General features: G+C 45.9%; 15 protein-coding genes. 11 read left to right on the forward strand and 4 right to left on the reverse strand.

Going from position 1 to position 19,581, the window contains the following annotated elements; translation table 11 throughout:
• The first annotated feature begins 11 nt into the window (after positions 1-11).
• The 8 genes from JW968_01570 to JW968_01605 all read left to right on the forward strand — a co-directional run bounded on the left by JW968_01570 (position 12) and on the right by JW968_01605 (position 11,516).
• Positions 12-4,103, forward strand: coding sequence for a right-handed parallel beta-helix repeat-containing protein (locus JW968_01570; GenBank protein MBN1385646.1), 4,092 nt, complete (start codon positions 12-14; stop codon positions 4,101-4,103).
• The gene (locus tag JW968_01575; protein ID MBN1385647.1) at positions 4,100-4,294 is read left to right on the forward strand and encodes a hypothetical protein; all 195 of its coding nucleotides are present in this window, start codon (positions 4,100-4,102) and stop codon (positions 4,292-4,294) included. Before JW968_01570 ends, JW968_01575 begins: the two co-directional genes overlap by 4 nt.
• Entirely contained in the window at positions 4,291-4,674 is a 384-nt protein-coding gene (locus tag JW968_01580; GenBank protein MBN1385648.1) for a hypothetical protein, read from the forward strand. The genes JW968_01575 and JW968_01580 overlap by 4 nt, the downstream gene beginning before the upstream one ends.
• A complete protein-coding gene (locus tag JW968_01585; protein ID MBN1385649.1) occupies positions 4,656-5,930 on the forward strand; it encodes an MBL fold metallo-hydrolase in 1,275 nt (424 codons plus the stop codon). The genes JW968_01580 and JW968_01585 overlap by 19 nt, the downstream gene beginning before the upstream one ends.
• A gap of 8 nt (positions 5,931-5,938) precedes the next feature.
• Positions 5,939-6,292: a hypothetical protein gene (locus tag JW968_01590; GenBank protein ID MBN1385650.1), complete on the forward strand. Its 354-nt coding sequence runs from the start codon at positions 5,939-5,941 to the stop codon at positions 6,290-6,292.
• Positions 6,289-8,919, forward strand: a complete 2,631-nt coding sequence (locus JW968_01595) for a calcium-translocating P-type ATPase, SERCA-type (GenBank protein ID MBN1385651.1) — start codon at positions 6,289-6,291, stop codon at positions 8,917-8,919. The genes JW968_01590 and JW968_01595 overlap by 4 nt, the downstream gene beginning before the upstream one ends.
• Before the next feature lie 218 nt (positions 8,920-9,137).
• A complete protein-coding gene (locus JW968_01600) occupies positions 9,138-10,826 on the forward strand; it encodes a tRNA uridine(34) 5-carboxymethylaminomethyl modification radical SAM/GNAT enzyme Elp3 (protein ID MBN1385652.1) in 1,689 nt (562 codons plus the stop codon).
• A gap of 54 nt (positions 10,827-10,880) precedes the next feature.
• Complete coding sequence (locus tag JW968_01605) at positions 10,881-11,516, forward strand: hypoxanthine phosphoribosyltransferase (GenBank protein ID MBN1385653.1); 636 nt, start codon at positions 10,881-10,883, stop codon at positions 11,514-11,516.
• On the opposite strand, the gene glnA is transcribed toward JW968_01605, so the two are convergent.
• Positions 11,513-12,838 (reverse strand): type I glutamate--ammonia ligase, encoded by a 1,326-nt coding sequence (gene glnA / locus JW968_01610; protein MBN1385654.1) that lies wholly within the window; start codon positions 12,836-12,838, stop codon positions 11,513-11,515. The genes JW968_01605 and glnA overlap by 4 nt on opposite strands.
• Before the next feature lie 128 nt (positions 12,839-12,966).
• On the opposite strand from glnA, the gene JW968_01615 reads away from it, so the two are divergent.
• On the forward strand, positions 12,967-13,425 hold the full coding sequence (locus JW968_01615) for an Lrp/AsnC family transcriptional regulator (GenBank protein MBN1385655.1): 459 nt from the start codon (positions 12,967-12,969) through the stop codon (positions 13,423-13,425).
• Positions 13,426-13,460: 35 nt separating this feature from the next.
• On the opposite strand, the gene JW968_01620 is transcribed toward JW968_01615, so the two are convergent.
• Positions 13,461-14,429 carry a hypothetical protein gene (locus JW968_01620; protein ID MBN1385656.1) on the reverse strand — a complete coding sequence of 323 codons (969 nt, stop codon included), beginning with the start codon at positions 14,427-14,429 and terminating at the stop codon, positions 13,461-13,463.
• Between the two features lie 80 nt (positions 14,430-14,509).
• Here JW968_01620 and JW968_01625 point away from each other — a divergent pair, with 80 nt between their 5' ends.
• Positions 14,510-15,463, forward strand: a complete 954-nt coding sequence (locus tag JW968_01625; GenBank protein MBN1385657.1) for an NOL1/NOP2/sun family putative RNA methylase — start codon at positions 14,510-14,512, stop codon at positions 15,461-15,463.
• Between the two features lie 267 nt (positions 15,464-15,730).
• Here JW968_01625 and JW968_01630 read toward each other — a convergent pair whose 3' ends face one another.
• Both JW968_01630 and JW968_01635 read right to left on the reverse strand, forming a co-directional pair.
• The gene (locus tag JW968_01630) at positions 15,731-16,228 is read right to left on the reverse strand and encodes a hypothetical protein (GenBank protein MBN1385658.1); all 498 of its coding nucleotides are present in this window, start codon (positions 16,226-16,228) and stop codon (positions 15,731-15,733) included.
• A gap of 131 nt (positions 16,229-16,359) precedes the next feature.
• Positions 16,360-16,827, reverse strand: coding sequence for a DUF192 domain-containing protein (locus JW968_01635; GenBank protein ID MBN1385659.1), 468 nt, complete (start codon positions 16,825-16,827; stop codon positions 16,360-16,362).
• Between the two features lie 263 nt (positions 16,828-17,090).
• Between JW968_01635 and ppsA the strand changes: the two genes are divergently transcribed.
• The gene (gene ppsA, locus JW968_01640; protein MBN1385660.1) at positions 17,091-19,550 is read left to right on the forward strand and encodes a phosphoenolpyruvate synthase; all 2,460 of its coding nucleotides are present in this window, start codon (positions 17,091-17,093) and stop codon (positions 19,548-19,550) included.
• The last annotated feature ends 31 nt before the right edge of the window (positions 19,551-19,581 follow it).

A 19,581-nucleotide genomic window follows, 5' to 3' on the forward strand; every position in this document is an offset into this window, starting at 1 on the left:
AGGGGAGTGATTTGATACTTATCAGGCCATTGTTTGTCTTATTGTTCGGGATTCTCATAGCATTGGCCATGTTCTCGCCTCTGTTCAGCAGTCCGACTGGCATGGGTTTTGGGATTATGCCTGTAACTGAGGATTCAACAGATGATATTGCAGTTTCAGATGATTTATTCTTGAACAGCACAGGAGAAAACAACACAGAACCTGATAGGCCAGATGGATCCGATGTGGATATGGCAGCAAAGCTGTCAGATGATGATCTGACAGATGAAGAACTTGGAGGACAAGAGACTGGAGTTGAGCAGGAAGAAGTATCATCCCTCACTTTTGTTCATCAAGGGTTCGGTGTCATGGATCTTCCCACACATTCTGCACCTTTGCTAAAATCCCAGTACAGCACAAACCATACTGACGAATACCTGATATGCTACAATCAGTCGACAGATGATTCTGACGGGAACAATGTAACAAATATCTATAATTTTATGCTTCATGACAAAAGCCTCTTCTCATTGATCATGCCTTTTGACACTAATTCCACTACTAACACAAGAGATTATTCCCCTTATGGGAATGATGGAACATTAGGCTCAGGCAGCAATGCTCCTGAATGGATTGAAGCTGGTTTTGTTGGCGGAGCTTACAGGTTTGATGGCAATGATTATATCAATCTTACAGGCTCTATTCCGGCTCTTGAAGGTGAGAGCTTCACTATCGAGGTTTGGGTGAATGGGAGTGATTGGAATTGCCCGACGAGCTGGTGTCCGATTGTCACCCAGATAGGCCCGGGTTATGAAGGGTACTCATTATACATTTATTTTGATGGATCACATGGATATCCATCATTCTTTGCATATGACGGGGTGGACTCTGCATCAATCAGTTCCTCTATATCTATCGCGACAGGTGGCTGGCACCATCTGGCTGCTTTGGGAGACGGATCCAATATCACTCTTTTTGTGGATGGACAGCTGGAAGCATCCGATGTCTATCCGGGTTCAGGCTGGTCAGCCACGCCATCAATAGGTTATGATCCGGTGTCTCCAGAGTATTTTAGGGGATCGATCGATGAGGTCAGGGTATGGGACCGCCCCCTGAGCAGTGAGCAGATTTCTGAGAATTACAATAGCGGCTCTGGCAGGTTTGACAGGATAGTTGCAGAAGAGACTGAAGTGGGAGATATCTGGACATGCAATGTCACGCCGAATGATGATACTGGTGACGGCACGACTCTCACGAGCAATTCAGTGACCATAACACAGATCCCTTGCTTGAATATAAGCGGGGATGATATCATAATAGCAAGAAGCAGTACCCTCTGCAGCGCTGAATATCATATCGATGATTCGGACAGCAATGGGGCCGTGCATGTTGGCGCAGACAATATTGAGATTGACTGCAATGGTTCGAGACTGATTGGGAGCGATTCAGGATTGGGTTTCAACATATCTGATTTCGAGAATGTGACAATTAGGGATTGCATCATTGCAAACTATTCATGGGATATCTTCTCAGAGAATTCGAGCAATCTTGTTATTATGCATTCAAGGCTTAATGGATCGGTCTTTGTCAACTGGACTGAGGGCTCGACATTGGATCTTATCAACACATCGTCAAAGACAAATAGTGTGAACGGAAACGCTGTGCTCAATAAGACCTGGTACTACCAGACATATGTGTCCCATTATGGAACTCCCCTACCAGGAGCCTCGGCAAATATCAGTGATATAGATAGTGTCATGATAGCCTCTGACATCACAGACATCACTGGTTACACCGCTGCAAGGACTCTGAGTGAATATGTGCAGGATTCTGTCTCCATAAAATATTACAGCAATTATTCGGTGAATATCAGTTTTGGAGAGAATCTTGTCCTGGGTGATGAATTCAACATGACACATAATCACGTGCATTCTGTCGATATCCCGTGTATTTATCCTTTTGATGGGCTGATAATCAATTCAGATACATTGCTTTGTTCCGGATCATATGACCTCGCTGATACAGGGAACAATGGTTTGGTAATAATGAACAGGAGTAATATCATATTGGACTGCAATGGCTCCTCTTTCAGGGGTACAGATTCAGGTTATGCGATATATTCTTACAGGAAAAACAGCACTGTCATCAGGAACTGCATCCTGAGGGATTATGATTATGGGGTCTATATCAATGGAGGATCCGGGATAAAAATTGAGAACATGACTTCTTATGATAATTACTATTATGGTTATTACCTGAATAATTTGCAGAACATCTCAGTGAGTGATTCGATCGCTTCAGGCAACAGGGTCTGGGGATTCAGGTTTAATAATATCGATGATGGTGTTTTCACTAATCTCAATGCGACTGGAAGCAATGTCTTTGGATTTAGTTTTGAACAGTGTGATAATAATCTTATAAGTCACTGCAAAGCATATGATAATGACAATAGCGGTTTCCATATTTGGTATAGCAATAATAACAATATCACGAATTGCAGGTCATTTGGCAATATTGATGGCCAACAATTTGATCTCTCCTATTCTTCAAACAATACATTATCATATTCCACTGCAGTTGGTAATGGGGGGTTGTTCTCTTCAGGTGTATATATAAACACCCCGAATTTCGGTCCGCATGGAGGCAATACTGTTTACAGATGCAATATCAGTAATGCAGCCAGGGGCATTGTTCTTGCCAATAATATCATCGACAATAAGATCATCAGCTGTAATGTTTTTGGTAATAGTCGTCATGGGATTGAGATAAGCAGGACAAACCATACGCAGATAATAAATGCATCTTCTTATGGGAATGGGATGAATGGCCTTTATTCTTCAGGATATAATCTGACCGTGATAGATTCTGGATTCAGGGACAACAGTGATAATGGGATGTATTTCGCAAATGCTGATCAGGGCCATATCTCCAATTCGGATGCATGCAGCAATCTTGACGATGGTATCCGGGTATACAGGTCAAAAAATATGACATTCACAGATGTCACAACCGATAATAACAATAATGGATTTTATGTCATGGATTTATCTGCTGATATCAATATAACGAATTCCTCAATCAGCAATAATACACTGTATGGGATCTGGTTCCGGAATAGTTCAGACAATAATATCTATTCCAATCATTTCATAAACAACACAATACAGGCATCATCAGACAACATCACAAACCGATTTTATGAGAACTCCACAGGAACCCCGAGAGGCAACTATTGGGATGACATATTCGAGAATGATATTCTCATATCAGATATGGACCATGATGGCTTCGGTGATTCAGGCGATGAGTATCCTTATAATGGGACAAACAGGGGTGAGGTTTCAGGATTGGTCAATGATTATGGTCCGATGATTGGGGTGAGCAGCTACTGCGGGGACAATGTATGTGATCCTGATGAATCCTGCAGCTCCTGCCCTGAAGACTGCGGGAAATGCCCTACAGGAGGCTCTCCGATCGTCCTCAAAGGTCCGGGCACTTATTTTCCATGGTGCGGCGATAATATCTGTAATGATGGTGAGACATGTGCCATCTGCCCGCAGGACTGCGGCAATTGCAATGATGGTGATGGGGGAGGAGGTTATATAGAGATATGCGGGAATAACCTATGCGGCAACAGCGAGCACTGCGGTAATTGCCCGGCGGATTGCGGAGAATGCATCCTTCCCAAGATCAGGATAATATCTCCGGAAAAGGCCTTTGTTAAGGATGTCTTTGAGATAAGAGTGGTGGACATGTCAGACATGCCGGTGCCTTATGCTGAGGTGACTGCTGTGTATGAATCAGGTGCAAGCGAAAGATTCACAGTGAACAATAATGGCATCTATTATTTTGAGGCAAAGGAATCAGGCCTGGTCCTTTTCAATGCATTCAAGACAGGATATCAGGCTGCAAAGATGGACATAGGCATAGAGGATATCCAGAAACCTGTGATTATCCCTCCTACATTCTACGAGAAGGTATCAGCCATAAATTGGTGGTTCCTTATCCTTGTAGTGTTTCTGATTGTCGGGAATATCAGCTATTACATATACAGCTACAGGCAGAGAGCCACAGATGAGATAGAAAGGATTGAGAAAAAACTTGAGGAGCTGAGCAGGGAATGACATCGATAAAAAGGAAGCTTTACAGGAGAGGATCCAGCTTTGAGACAACCATACCCATGCCTCTTCTGTTCGCCCTGGACAGGGATAAGAAACATAATGTCATATTCAATTATGAGAAAGAGACCAATCGATGGTACCTCGAGTTTGAGACCTCAGATAAGAGGCCTAAGAAGGATAAGGAGAAAAAATGAAGGAATTCCAGGAATTGTTGGATGTTGTAGAGAAGCTTCATGGCCCTGATGGCTGTGAATGGGACAAGAGACAGACATTAGAGTCATTCTATCCTTTCATCCTTGAGGAGGCAGAAGAGGTCGTGGAAGCCATCGGTAAGGAGGATCCTGAAGCGATGAAAGAGGAGCTCGGTGATCTTCTCTGGAACATACTTTTCGCCTGCAAGCTTGCCCAGAAGCAGGATCTCTTCAGTATTGAGGATGTTCTGATAGCTTCGAGAGACAAGATGATCAGGCGCCACCCTCATGTATTCAGCGATGAGAAGACAAAGGATATTGATAAGATAAAGGAGAGGTGGCAGGAGATTAAGAAGGAGGAAAAATGGAAGAGAAAAAATTGAGGATTACATTTCATGGGGCTGCACAGGAAGTAGGAAGGTCTTGCATTGAGGTTGCATCAGACAACTATCGCATCATCTTTGATGCAGGCATCAAGTTCGGCGAGGAAGGCACAGAATATCCTGTGAAGATGAAGGATGTAGACAAGATTGATGCAGTGTTCGTGAGCCATGCTCATCTCGACCACACTGGATATCTTCCGCATCTTATGAAGGCAGGACTTGACTGCCCAGTATATATGACGCATGGCACAAGGGTTCTCACAAAGATATTGCTTAAGGATTCATATGGCATTGATCTGCTGAAGAACCAGCTTCAGTATCACAAGGCTGATATGAAGCGGGTATTTTCCAGGACAAAGATTCTCGATTATGGAAGGGAAGAGCTGCAGGAAAGCATGAGGTTCAGGATGGATAGTGCGGGCCATATCCCTGGCAGTGCTATCACGACAGTTGATATGGATGGCAGGAAGATAATGTACACAGGTGACATCAGGCTGAGCGATACTCTTCTGCTGGAGAAGGCGAATGTGCAGGGCAGTCCTGATGTCCTCATCTGCGAGACGACTTATGGGAACAAGTTGCAGAATGACAGGCAGGGCGAGATCAGGGAATTCATCCAGGCGATCAGGAAGACTTTAAAGGATGGCGGTTCAGTGATAATCCCTGTCTTTGCAGTCGGCAGGGCTCAGGAAGTGATCATGATGATCTATGATAAGTTCAATGTGCCGGTCTACATGGACGGCATGGGGATTGAGGTGTGCGAGAAGATGCTGGCAATGCCTGAATTTGTCAGGGACAAGAGCCTTCTCAAGACCGCTTTCAGCAGAGTGAAGGTCATCAAGAGCTGGAAGGATAGGAAGGATGTCATGAAGGAGAAGGCAATATTCGTGACAACATCGGGGATGCTCACCGGTGGCCCTGTGATAGAATATCTCAAGCATCATTACTTTGACGAGCGCACAGCCATCTTCCTCACAGGCTACCAGGTTGAAGGCACTAATGGGAGGACATTGCTTGAAGAGGGAAAGGTCTCTCTTGATGGCATGACTGTTAAGGTGAAATGCAAAGTGAGGAAATTTGATTTTTCAGCCCATGCTGACTCAAAGGCATTGAAGGATATGATACTGAAATTGAGGCCGAAACACCTCTGCCTCGTCCATGGCGAGCCGGAATCTGGCCAGGCAATCAAGGATTTTGCAGAGAAGAGAGGGATGAAAGTGTATCTCCAGAAACCAGGAGACACGATAAGGATATAGAGGTGATCATGATGCTGAAGGAGATAAAGAGGATTTTTGAGAAGAGGAAGCAGAACCTCCAGAAGAGGCTCTCTAATAGGATCAGCCCAAAGGATAAGTTCAAGACAGAGGGGGCGATTGAGGAGATTGATATGTTCATCTCTACCCTGGATCACTTCCATGATTACTTGTCGAAGCAGAAGCTTCTTTCTGATCATCTTGATGATTATCACGAGAAGTCAGGCATTAAGGAGATTTTCAGGAAGCTCATGAGGGAGAAGCAGGACAGGTATGACAATATCAAGAAAGGCCTGCCCCATACCAAGCTGACTGATATTGACACATCGATTGATATACCCGAGCCGGAAGAGGTAAGAAAATGAGATACTATGCCCAAGAGATTGATAAGGTCTATGACGACCTGAAGACTGGTGAGCATGGGCTTAAATCCCTGGATGTCCAGCAGAGGCTCCAGAAGCACGGCCCCAATGAGATTAAGGAGACCAAGAAGATATCTCCTGTTAAGATATTCTTGGATCAGTTCATGGATTTCATCATATGGATCCTTATTGGTGCAACAATAATCTCGTTTGTCATTGGTGAGACTGTTGATGCTATTGTCATACTTATCATCCTGATAATCAATGCCATCCTTGGTTTTGTCCAGGAATACAAGGCAGAGAAGGCCATTGAAGCCCTCAAGAAGCTGACGAGCCTGAAGGCGACTGTATTGAGGGATGGGAAAGAGGTCCAGGTCGGCACAAAGGATCTTGTTCCTGGTGATATCATAATCCTGGAAGAGGGCTCTAAGGTCCCTGCAGACGCAAGGCTGGTTTCATTGGCGAACATGGAGATTGATGAATCTGCGCTCACAGGAGAATCGACTCCTGTGACAAAATATATCAGGACTCTGGATGAGAAGACTGCTCTTGCTGAGCGCATCAATATGATCTTCTCTGGCACTATTGTCACCAAAGGGAAAGGGAAAGCAGTTGTCACAGGCACTGGCATGGAGACAGAGATAGGCAGGATTGCGAAGATGATACAGGAGACTGATGATAAGCAGACGCCTCTCCAGATGAAATTGGACAGGTTCGGCAAGATGCTGGGCTATCTCGTCCTTGCCATATGTTTTGTCGTCTTCATAATAGGCTATCTGTCAGGTGAAGGCACCTTGATGGAGGTGTTCCTGGCTGCTGTGGCTCTTGCTGTGGCTGCTGTTCCTGAAGGCCTGCCTGCAGTTGTCACCATCTCGCTTGGGTTGGGTGTCCAGAGGATGGTGAAGAAGAAGGCCTTGGTGAGGAAGCTTGCGAGTGTCGAGACTCTTGGCAGCACGACTGTGATCTGCACTGATAAGACCGGCACTCTCACTCTCAACAAGATGACTGTTGAGAAGATGTATGTCAATGATAGGATAATTGATGTCTCAGGCCTTGGCTATTCCACAGAAGGGAAATTTTCTGTGGACGGCAAGGAGGCTGATCATAAGGTGATTGAGCTTATTCTGAGCATCGGCGCATTGTGCAATGACGCATCCATCCAGGGTGATCAGCAGATTGGTGACCCGACTGAGGTTGCTCTCATCGTATCTGCGGCTAAGGCTGGCATTTTCAAGGATGCATTGAACGCCCAGTATCCCAGGAAGGATGAGCTTCCTTTTGATTCTGTTAGGAAGATAATGACTACTGAGCATGAGATAAAGGGTGCTCGATATGCTTATACTAAAGGGGCCCCCGATGAGCTGCTCAAGAGATGCGCCTACATCCTGAAGGATGGTACTGAGATGAGGATAAGCGAAGCAGACAAGCAGAGAATCCTTGGCATGAATGAGCAGTTTGCCAACAAGGCATTGAGGGTGCTCGGCTTTGCTTACAAGAAGCTCACAGGTGATCTCAACGAGCAGAGCCTTACTTTTGTCGGCCTTCAGGGCATGATCGACTTGCCCAGGGAAGAGGCAAAGCAGGCGATTGGGAGATGCGCTACTGCCGGCATCAAGGTTGTCATGATAACAGGTGATCATGTCCTCACTGCAAAGGCTGTTGCTGAGAAGCTCGGCCTGAAGGGGAAGGCGATGACAGGGCATGATATCGATGCTTCTGCTAACATCGATGATTTTGTTGAAGATGTCAATATCTATGCGAGAGTGTCTCCGAAGCACAAGGTCAGGATTGTTGAAGCCTTGCAGCGCAAGGGGCATATTGTCGCGATGACAGGTGATGGTGTCAATGATGCGCCTGCCCTGAAGATGGCGGATATAGGCGTTTGCGTCGGTTCTGGCACTGATGTGGCTAAAGAGGCTTCTAAGATGGTTCTCATGGATGACAATTTCGCTTCGATTGTGAATGCTGTAGAGGAGGGCAGGAACATCTATGATAATATCAAGAAATCCATCTTTTATCTTCTGTCCTGCAACACAGGTGAGGTTCTCACGATTTTCGTCGCCATCCTGATGAAATTCTCTCTCCCTTTGCTGGCCATCCAGATACTCTGGATGAATCTTGTGACAGATGGCCTGCCGGCATTGGCGCTGGCTGTGGATCCTCCGGCTGAGGATATCATGAAGAGGAAGCCGAGGAATCCGAAGGAGTACATAATCACGAGGATGAATGGGATCTTCCTGGTCATTGTCGGCGTTGTGATGATGATAGGGACATTGTATGTATTCAGGATGTTCTATGATTCAGGCATGGAGTATGCAAGGACAATGGCCTTCACGACAATCGTGTTGTTCCAGATGGTCAACATCTTCAACACAAGGTCTGATCATGAGTCTGCTTTCAGGCATTTCTTCAGGAACAGGTGGCTCTGGGGAGCTATTGCAGTCTCACTGCTGCTGCACTTCATGGTCGTCTACAGCCCATTGAGCTCTTATTTCAAGACTGTGCCTCTTGGATTTGCTGATCTTGGCATCTCTCTTGGGATTGCTGCGAGCCTGTTGGTTGTTGGGGAGATTGTGAAGATGTTCATGAGGAAGTACTCCAACAGGGCAGAAGGGACTTATTATTCCTGATTTTTTCTTGTTTTTTTATCTTCTTTTTTTATCTTCTTGTCTTACTCTATTCTTCATGTTTTGTTATCTTCTTTTTTCTTCTTGTCTTATTTTCATTTTTCCCTGTTTAATTATGTTTTTCTTGTTTTGTTATATCTTTCTTGTTTTGTTATATCTTTCATATTTTATTGCATTCTTTCCTGAAAAGATTTAAATACACCGCAATTTAACTTATTTATATGGCAGTCCAGGACTACTTTTTTGGAGAATTGATTGAGTATATCAAGAGGAATAGGCCTGACAAGGATCAGCTGATGAAAGAGAAGGTCAAGCTCTGCTCAAAATATCACATCAAGGATATTCCTACTGATATCCGGATATACATGAATGCGATGAAAGAAGATGCCCACATCATCAGGAAGTATTTGATCACCAAGCCGACAAGAACCATTTCAGGGGTCTCGGTTGTGGCAATAATGACAAAGCCGGCAAAGTGCCCTCATGGCAGATGCATCTTCTGCCCTGGAGGCACTGAATCTTTTTTCGGTGATGTACCCCAGTCTTATACTGGCAGGGAACCGGCGACAATGCGCGCCATCAGGGCAAATTTTGATCCATATCTGCAGGTATTCAATCGTCTTGAGCAGTATGTCGTCCTCGGCCAGATGCCGGAGAAGATTGAGCTGATTGTCATGGGAGGCACTTTCCCATCGATGCCTATAAGGTATCAGGATGAGTTCATCGCCTATGCATACAAGGCCATGAATGATTTCTCTCAGGTTTTTGGAGACAGGTTTGATCTTGAGAGGTTCAAGGTATTCTTTGAGCTGCCGGCTGATGTCAATAGCCCTGGACGCACTCTGAAGATCCAGGAGAAGATCCTGAAGATGAAAGGCAAGGCAGTTCTTGGGAAGGAGCAGTCAAGGAATGAGAGATCTGCAGTGAGATGTGTCGGCCTGACTATCGAGACAAGGCCGGATTATGGCAGGCTTAAGCATGGCAATCAGATGCTGAAGCTTGGCTGTACACGTGTTGAGCTTGGCGTCCAGACCACAAGAGAGAAATTTTTGGTGAGCAGTGAGAGAGGCCACACGCTCAAGGATTCTGTTGATTCGATCAGGATTCTGAAGGATCTTGGTTTTAAGCTTAATTTCCATTTCATGCTCGGCCTTCCCGGCTCTGATCAGGGAACAGACTTGGAGATGCTCAGAGAGCTCTTCTCAGATCCTGGATTCAGGCCTGATATGTTGAAGATATACCCATGCATGGTGATGCCTGGCACAAGGCTCTATGATCTCTATCTCGCAAAGAAGTACAAGCCGATCACTACAGGAGAAGCAGTCGACATAATAGCTTCTTTCAAGGGATTTGTCCCTGAATACTGCCGGATAATGAGGGTTCAGAGGGATATTCCTACAAATGTCACAAAAGCAGGTGTTGATAGGACCAATCTTCGCCAGTATGTGGTTGACGAGATGAAAGATAGAGGCACCAGATGCCGATGCATAAGATGCAGAGAAGCAGGAAGGGCTGCCAGGATTGGGCGGATCAGCATCATGTCAAGAGAGTATGATTCATCCGGAGGGAAAGAATTCTTCATTTCTGCTGAGGATAAGAAGAATGATGTGCTTGTCGGATTCTGCAGGATGCGGTTTCCTTCAGGATCAGAGAGGAAGGAGATCACAAAAGACGCAGCCTTGATCAGGGAGCTTCATGTCTATGGCACCCAGCTCCGGCTTGGAAAGAGATCCGGTTCATCCATGCAGCATAAGGGATATGGCCAGAGGCTGCTCAGGAAGGCTGAAGATCTGGCAAAGAGGCATGGGAAGAAGAAGATTGTCGTCATCAGCGGTGTCGGTGCCAGGGAGTATTACAAGAAGCTGGGCTACAGGAGGCAAGGGCCTTATATGGTCAGATATATTCATTGATCAGTTGCATCATTTTTCAGAAAATTTAATAAATGGGTTCTCGCATGAAGAATTATGTCAATATACAAACCGCTTATGATCTCTGATTTTTCTCAGGCAGTTCATGTACCAATGGATGGCATAATCGCAGTCAGAGAATGCCTGCCGGAGATTGATGAGGATGTTGATAGGATTCTCATCTCTCCTGCTTGTCTTGATGCAAGGATCAAGGCTCTTGCAGATCAGATAAGGGATCATTATCATGATCATGGCGAACTGGTCATGATTACATTGCTTGACGGGGCCAGGCCTTTTTCAGATGCTCTTCAGAGATGCATCGGGGATATCCCGGGAACCAATGTCAGAAGGGACACTTTGAGGGTCAAGTCATATGATGGCACTGCCTCTACTGGAAGATATGAGGTGCTTAAGCATCTTGATATTGATATCAAGGGGAAGCATGCATTGGTGATTGAGGATATCATAGACACTGGAGGCACCTTGGTGTTTGTCAATGATTATCTTCGGAGAAAGGATCCGGGTTCAATACAATGGGCAGCTCTTCTCGACAAGAAGGTTAGGCCTCAGATGCCGAGGATAAAAGCTGACTTCACTGGTTTCATAATACCCCACGAGTTTGTCATCGGCTTCGGCCTTGACAAGGATGATGATTATCGCGATCTACCGTATGTCGGGGTCTATGGTGGTTAGACAATGGGGAGATATGTGTTAAGCTCCCATTTTGTTACTTGAGTCCGGTATGAATCCCATTCCTTCATCTTGGCTTTGATGTATTTTTTCTTGGTTTCTGCGCCTAGTTTATCAGTGATTGTGCCTTGCTCGAAAAGCAGCACCGCATCATGGAGGCTTCCTGGAAGCATCTCGATGCCTTTCTGGACCCGCTCTTCATAATTGAATTTGTATACGTCATCACTCTGCGGATCATCCAGGATCAGTTTCCTTTTGATGCCGTCAAGGCCTGCCCAGAGCATCATGGCAAATGCCATGTAAGGGTTGCAGCTCGGATCCGGGCATCTTATCTCTGCTCTTGTGCTCTGCTCTCTTCCGGGGCTGTATCGGGGTATCCTGATGAGGGCGCTCCTGTTCTTCTGCCCCCAGCATATGTAGACTGGAGCTTCATATCCGGGAACCAGCCGTTTGTACGAGTTCACTGTCGGGTTGGTCACTGCAGTGATATGCTTGATATGCTTGAACTGCCCTGATATGAATGATTTGGCTGTGTCAGACAATTTGTGGCTGTCCTTTTCATCGAAGAATATGTTCTTTCCTGATCTGTCGAAGAGGCTCTGATGCACATGCATCCCGCTCCCGTTTATTCCGAATATGGGTTTCGGCATGAATGATGCGAATGTTCCGTGTCTTTGTGCGATGGATTTTATCGCTGACTTCATGATTATTACCCTGTCTGCGGTCTCAAGAGCCCCTCCATACTTGAAGTCTATCTCATGCTGGCCGTCTGCGACTTCGTGATGGCTCATCTCGACATCTATGCCCATCGCAGTGACGGCCTTGACCATCTCTCTTCTTATCAGAACAGCTTGATCCCGGGTGCTGTTGTCGAAATAGCCGGCTGTATCGTGGGGTATGGGCTCTGGGTTCTGCTTGTCACCGTTACGGAAAAGGAAGAACTCGAGCTCTGGTCCGACCATGTACTCGTATCCCATCAAGTTGGCGTCTGATATGGCTCGTTTGAGGATGAATCTTGGATCGCCCTCAAAAGGCTTTCCATCCGGTGTGAAGATATCACACATCATCTGCGCTATCCTTGCCTGCTCCCAGGCCACTGGATTGTATGTGGATGGGTCTGGCATGAGATACATGTCGCTCTCAGATATCCTCGTGAATCCCTCTATTGAGCTTCCGTCGAACCATATGCCTTTCTCGAATGCTTCAGGCACCCGTTCGCTTGTTATGGTCACGCTTTTGATCTGACCGAGGAAATCAGTGAAGATGAGATTGATCTCCTCTATGCTGTCATCCTTGATTTTCTGCAGGACATCTCTTGTTTCCATTATGCCACCTCGCAATGAGAGGCTTTGTCTAATTAACATATTTAATATTTTCTATGATTATTGTTAACAAAATAACATAAAAAATAAAAAAATATTTATATTTGTTAATATTTTACCTGAAAAGCAAAGTGAAGATTAACAAAATGACACCGGACAGGATTGACAGGAAGATACTTAATCTGCTTCTTCAGGATTCCAGGAGCAGTTACAGGGACATTGCAAAGAAGGTTGATGTCTCAGTAGTGACTGTGATGAACAGGATAAAGAGACTGGAAGCTGATGGGATTATCAGGCAATACACCGCTTTTCTGGACTATGACAAGATCGGATATGATATCACTGTGATTGTCGAACTGCGGGTTGAGAAAGGCAGGCTTTTCCAGGTTGAGAAGAGGCTCGCTGGCATCCCGAATGTCGTGGCAGTCTATGATATCACAGGTCATTTTGATGTGCTTGTCATTGCAAAGTTCAGGAACAGGAAATCGCTGGATGTTTTCCTCAAGCAGATCCAGTCTTATGATTTTGTGCAGAGGACAGAAACAAAGCTGGTTCTCAATATAATGAAAGAGAGATTCCTGGACATCTGAGATGGGGATTCTCATCGTATCAATATCAAAGGCGATCATATGCTGGTGTTGCCATTGGAGGAATAATAAGCCCCACCATTCTTCCTCTCGCAGCTGAGTCTTCCTGATTCAAGCAGTTCCCTGACATAATTGTTTGTCCTGAACCCGAGGTCTTTTGTCATCTGGAGAGGGGTTGCCGAGCCTTGCTCAAGATATATGATGATGCATTCCATCCTTGCTTGCGGGCTCTGCTTGGTGTAGAATGACTGTGATTGCTTGTAGAGGTCTATCAGGTGTCTTCTTCCATGATCTGTCATTTCCTTCAATGAGTATCTTGTGTCCCAGCCGTTTGCCAGGCAGAGCACTGGCATTAGAAAATCCTCGAAGAGTTTGCATCCTGCTGCACTTGGCAGATATCTTGTCTCTCTCCTGTTGACTGGATTTCTCTGCAATAATCCTGCTTCGACAAGTCCGTCAATGCTCTGGTAGAATGAAGGGTATGTTGTGTCTAATGTATGGAATAGGTCTGTGCTCTTTGTTATCCCATTGCTTATCTGATAGAGCAGGTACATCCTTCTGACTGGCAGGCCGCAGGTCGGGTCCTCATTCACATTGCACCCGCTGCTTCCCAGGATGGAATGCATGCTGGAATTCATGTCTAGAGCAGTCTGAAGGGCGATCTTTGCTGCATCCCTTATGTTCTCCTGCCGCATCCTGTAGGCAAATACTGGCTGGCCGAATTTCTGGCGGAATTCATGGTCGCTTTCCTGTTCCCTGAATTCGATCGGCTTGTGTACATCAGCTTTTTCTTCATTTTCCGCATCAGCTCCAAGTCTTCTCAGATGCCTTGTGATTGTCCTCCTTGTGGGTTCAGCCCTTGCGCCGTTGAAAAGCGCTGCATATGATTCCCAGATCTCAGGTCCCGGTGTGAATTGGGATGGCACTAGTTCTGCCAGGAGAAGGCTGATGACTTCGCTGTTGAAGTGTCTGAATATGGAAAAATCATCTGGTGTTGGATGGGACATGGCAAAAGTGGCTATGAAGGACCTTTATAAGCATTATTATAGAGCATTATATTTATAAGTAAGAAAATAATTCATGCTTCATGCCATGGGAACTCAAGAGATGGGAGAATTCTGATGATATTGAATTCAAGCCGGCTTTCATTGAAAGATACTCAGCCCTGACTGATTTTGACAAGTTCAAGGAATATTCATTGTCTTTTCTCAGGAAATCAATCAGGATAAACACTCTTAAGAAGCCGGTCTCTGAGATTAGGGACAGGCTTATCAGCAAGGGTTGGGAGCTCGAGCAGATTCCCTGGTGCAAAGAAGGTTTCTGGATAAGGGGAGAGCGCCGTGATGTGGGAAATCTCTCTGAGCATATCCTTGGATATTTCTATGTTCAGGAAGCTGCTTCCATGATACCTCCTATTGTCCTCCAGCCAGAACCAGGTGAACTGGTGCTTGATATGGCTGCTGCGCCTGGCTCCAAGACGACCCAGATTGCTGCGATGATGCAGAACAGGGGCCTTCTCATCGCGAATGAGGTCGACGGATTGAGGATCAAGGCTCTCGGCATCAATCTCATGCGCTCAGGTGTCCTGAATGCAGTAATCACTAAGATGGATGGCCTGAATTTTGCGAACAAGGATATCAGGTTTGACAGGATCCTGCTTGATGCCCCGTGTTCTGCAACAGGCACGATAAGGAAATCATTGAAGACCATAAGCATGTGGAATCCGCAGAGCCTGAAGCGTTTGCCTGCCCTGCAGAAGAAGCTTATCCAGACAGCTTTCAACTCGCTCAGGCCCGGGGGCACTCTTGTGTACAGCACCTGCACTCTTGAGCCTGAGGAAGACGAAGGCGTCATTGATCATCTGCTCAGGGATAATCCCGATGCAAGGATCATGCCGATAGAGCTCGACATAGAAAGGAGCGATCCAGTGATAGAATTCGAGGGCCGGGCTTATAGTGATGAAGTCAAGAAATGCCTGCGCATCTGGCCCCAGGATAATGATACAGAGGGATTTTTTGTTGCTAAGATAATGAAGAATTGATAATTTCTTCTATCTGACTAGGTACAACATCACTTACGCAAGGGGTGGGTGGTCGGGGGTACTGGATGGTGGGCGAGTTCCAAAAATTGGAAAAATATTTAATGGTCAAGATCATACCTCATTTCATGATGAGAATAAGATTGAAGACTCTTTGCAGTCTGCTGAAAGATAGGAAGGCCCAGGGTGAAGGATTGTTCATCTTTGTGATGATCTTTGTGATTATCCTCATCATAATTGTCCTTATCTGGAAATTTTAGGCCTTGATAGTTAATGGAATATCGGCTTATGGGGCAGTTTGTATCTCGTCCGCAATCTTATCTCTCCTTCAGAGAGATGCGGATACATGATGTGCTCCATCTCGTGTGTAAGCACTTCATAGAAGGCTTCGCCGTGCAGCCTTTCATCTATCTGTATCACGCCAAGCCCTGTGAATGCCCTTCCCAGCACTCCTTGTCCCAGCACATATTGCGGCACTTTCTCTACCTGGACATTGGTTGGCCAGAAATTGGTGTTTGACATGAACTTCATGCCATATGAATCATCCTTTTCATGATGGTAATTGACTGGCTTGTATACCATCTGGAATCCCAGATGCTCGATTATATTCTCTTTTCTGATGGCGTGATAGACACTGCCCTGTATCTCTTCTATTGTCTGTTCCTGCATATCAATCTCTTTCTGTTCCTCTGCAGATTTTTGCCCTATAGGCATACCTTTTTCCTTGACACTGATCACCTGCATCTCCCGGAGAATTTCAGGATACATTATTAGGCCTGTGTGAGTTGGGTTTGTACAGATCACTCTATGCACAGCTTGCACTATCTCCTCTAATTCTGATGCCTGTGACTCAAAACCCATGATTGCAGAAGAAATGAGATTATCGGTTATAGGGATTGTTATCTTTCAGGCCACTGGAATGAGACAGTTTGGCCACTCTCGATGCCGTTGTTCTCGCAGTATCCTGCATTTACTTCCACGACATAAAGGACATCTTCCATTGGCCCGTACTTTTCGCATTCTGCTTCATAGCACGGAGGCACTTTCTCCTCGATGTGTATTATCCTTTTATGCGGATCAAGGAATATCATGTCAAGAGGTATTAGCGTGTTCCTCATCCAGAAATGATATACTGCCGGCCTGTCGAATACAAAGAGCATCCCCTCTTCTTCGGACAGTGATTCTCTGTACATCATTCCCTGTGCGCGCAGCTCTGGTGTGTCAGCCACCTCTGCTGCTATGCACCTCTCCGGGAAGCATATCTGGATCGTGTTCTCTGTTGCATTGCTAGCCACACTGCCGGGTATCTCATTGTTTGTTTCTGCGCACCCGGCCAGGCATAGGTATGCCAGCATGAGTATCATCATCTTTCTTGTCAGTTTTGCTGATTTTGGGAGTTTTTTTGCTTTTGCCTGTTTTTTGCCCATTCAGGCCTATTTTATTTAAAAATATAAAAAGTTATCCTAAAAAACCTGAAAACAGTCCGCCAAGGCTTATAAACCTTAAATTATGTAGATTGGATACAGATTGGCCATTAGAAAACTTTAAATATTGCTACTGCCCGAATTATTGATTGAGATATTTATATCCATATTTAAACTTCAACAAACAAAAAAAGAGGTAGGATATTATGGACAAATCAAAGGCTTTTATCTTGTGGTTCGACCAGATCGGTATTGAGGATGTTCCGCTTGTTGGCGGGAAGAATGCTTCTTTGGGGGAGATGTTCAGGAATCTCACACCTAAAGGTGTGCTTGTCCCTAACGGATTTGCAATAACTGCTGATGCTTATCATTATTTTGTAGACAAGAATAACCTGAGGCAGAAGATCAAGGACACTTTGAAGGGTCTTGACACCCATGACGTCAAGAATATCCAGGTGAGAGGCAAGAAGGTGAGGAATCTTCTTGAAAAAGCAACTTTCCCTGAGGATCTGAAGAAGGATATCCTGGCCCAGTACAGGAACCTCTGCGGAGCCTATAACCGGGACAGGTCTGATATTGACGTCGCTGTGAGGAGCAGCGCAACAGCTGAGGACTTGCCGGATGCTTCCTTTGCCGGCCAGCAGGAGACATACCTGAACATCCATGGTGATGAGGCTGTGCTTGAGGCCTGCAGGAAATGCTTTGCATCATTGTTCACTGACAGGGCCATCTCATATCGTGAGGACAAGGGCTTTGACCACTTCTCTATCGGACTTTCGATTGGTGTCCAGAAGATGGTGCGCTCTGATCTTGCATCTTCTGGAGTGATGTTCTCTATTGATACAGAATCAGGTTTCAGGGATGCCTGCTTTGTGACAGCAGCTTATGGCCTCGGAGAGAATGTCGTGCAGGGCGCTGTCAATCCTGATGAATATTATGTGTTCAAGCCCACATTGCGCCACGGCAAGAGATCGATCATCTCTAAGCATATCGGCTCTAAGAAGATGAGGATGATCTATACTGATAAGGTCCAGAAGGACGGCAAATATACAGCGAACATTGATGTGCCTGAGGCAGACCAGAAGAGGTTTGTCCTCTCTGATGATGAGATCCTCACTTTGGCTCATTGGGCTGTTGCCATCGAGGACCATTACTCGCAGAAGGCCGGCAAGTTCAAGCCCATGGACATGGAATGGGCCAAGGATGGCCAGACAGGCAAGCTTTTCATTGTGCAGGCAAGGCCTGAGACTGTCGCTTCAAGGAAGGACTTCAGTGTCTATGAGGAATATCACATCAAGGAGAAGCCTAAGGCCTTGGCCAAAGGCCATTCTGTCGGCACAAAGGTCGGTCAGGGAGAGGCCAATGTCATATTGAGCGCAAAGGATATTGACAGGTTCAGGAAGGGCCAGGTCCTTGTTACTGAGATGACTGACCCTGATTGGGAGCCGATCATGAAGATTGCAAGCGCCATCATCACGAACAGGGGCGGAAGGACCTGCCATGCTGCTATCATCAGCAGGGAGCTTGGCATCCCATGTGTCGTCGGCACAAATAACGGGACTGATGTCATAAAATCTGGCCAGAAGGTCACTGTATCCTGCGCAGAGGGTGATGTGGGCCTTGTCTATGACGGCATGATACCCTTTGAGAAGAAGGTTGTCGACCTGAAGAAGATCCCGGCCACAAAGACCAAGATAATGATGAATGTGGGGACGCCTGATCAGGCTTTCAATTTCTCGATGATCCCGAGCGATGGTGTGGGTCTTGCAAGGATGGAGTTCATCATCAACTCTTTCATCAGGATACATCCTCTCGCCCTCATCCATCCAGAGAAGGTGGCAGATGAGAAGGTCAGGAAAGAGATTGATGAGCACACTGCTGCCTGGGATGACAAGAAGCAGTTCTTTGTTGATCAGCTCGCTTACGGCATTGCGATGATCGGCGCTGCTTTCTATCCGAAGGATGTCATTGTCAGGATGTCTGACTTCAAGTCTAATGAGTATGCTAACCTCATGGGAGGCCATTACTTCGAGCCTAAGGAGGACAATCCCATGATAGGCTGGAGAGGGGCTTCAAGATATTACAATCCCAGGTATAGTGAAGGTTTTGCGCTCGAATGCAAAGCCATGCTTAAGGTCAGGGATGAGATGGGCCTGACCAATGTAAAGGTCATGATCCCGTTCTGCAGGACTGTTGATGAGGGCCAGAAAGTGATTGATGAGATGAGGAAGAACGGCCTGGTTAGGGGAGAGAATGGATTGCAGGTTTATGTCATGTGTGAGATCCCCGCCAATGTCATCCTTGCTGACCAGTTCTGTGACATCTTTGACGGTTTCAGCATAGGCTCGAATGATCTTACCCAGCTCACTTTGGGGCTGGATAGGGATTCTGAGATTGTTTCATCGATATATGACGAGAGGAATGATGCTGTCAAGCGTCTCATCTATGAGGTGATCAAGACAGCGAAGCACAGGCACAGGAAGATTGGCATCTGCGGCCAGGCTCCGAGCGATTATCCTGAGTTCGCCCAGTTCCTTGTCGAGTGCGGCATCGATTCCATCTCTCTCAATCCGGATACTGTCATCAAGACAAGGATCAAGATAGCCCAGAAGGAGAAAGAGCTTGGCATCAATCCGGATGCAGTCATCCAGCATGTCTATAATTGATTTGTTGATTTTATTTATTTGATTATTTTAT

This window comes from Candidatus Woesearchaeota archaeon, from assembly GCA_016928155.1.
Lineage (GTDB): Archaea > Nanobdellota > Nanobdellia > Woesearchaeales > JAFGLG01 > JAFGLG01.

Coding starts and splice junctions, on each gene's coding strand:
- JW968_01575 (MBN1385647.1), top strand. CDS start 4,100: ATGACATCGATAAAAAGGAAGCTTTACAGGAGAGGATCCAGCTTTGAG.
- JW968_01580 (MBN1385648.1), top strand. CDS start 4,291: ATGAAGGAATTCCAGGAATTGTTGGATGTTGTAGAGAAGCTTCATGGC.
- JW968_01585 (MBN1385649.1), top strand. CDS start 4,656: ATGGAAGAGAAAAAATTGAGGATTACATTTCATGGGGCTGCACAGGAA.
- JW968_01590 (MBN1385650.1), top strand. CDS start 5,939: ATGATGCTGAAGGAGATAAAGAGGATTTTTGAGAAGAGGAAGCAGAAC.
- JW968_01595 (MBN1385651.1), top strand. CDS start 6,289: ATGAGATACTATGCCCAAGAGATTGATAAGGTCTATGACGACCTGAAG.
- JW968_01600 (MBN1385652.1), top strand. CDS start 9,138: ATGGCAGTCCAGGACTACTTTTTTGGAGAATTGATTGAGTATATCAAG.
- JW968_01605 (MBN1385653.1), top strand. CDS start 10,881: ATGTCAATATACAAACCGCTTATGATCTCTGATTTTTCTCAGGCAGTT.
- glnA (MBN1385654.1), bottom strand. CDS start 12,838: ATGGAAACAAGAGATGTCCTGCAGAAAATCAAGGATGACAGCATAGAG.
- JW968_01620 (MBN1385656.1), bottom strand. CDS start 14,429: ATGTCCCATCCAACACCAGATGATTTTTCCATATTCAGACACTTCAAC.
- JW968_01625 (MBN1385657.1), top strand. CDS start 14,510: ATGCCATGGGAACTCAAGAGATGGGAGAATTCTGATGATATTGAATTC.
- JW968_01630 (MBN1385658.1), bottom strand. CDS start 16,228: ATGTATCCTGAAATTCTCCGGGAGATGCAGGTGATCAGTGTCAAGGAA.
- JW968_01635 (MBN1385659.1), bottom strand. CDS start 16,827: ATGATGATACTCATGCTGGCATACCTATGCCTGGCCGGGTGCGCAGAA.
- ppsA (MBN1385660.1), top strand. CDS start 17,091: ATGGACAAATCAAAGGCTTTTATCTTGTGGTTCGACCAGATCGGTATT.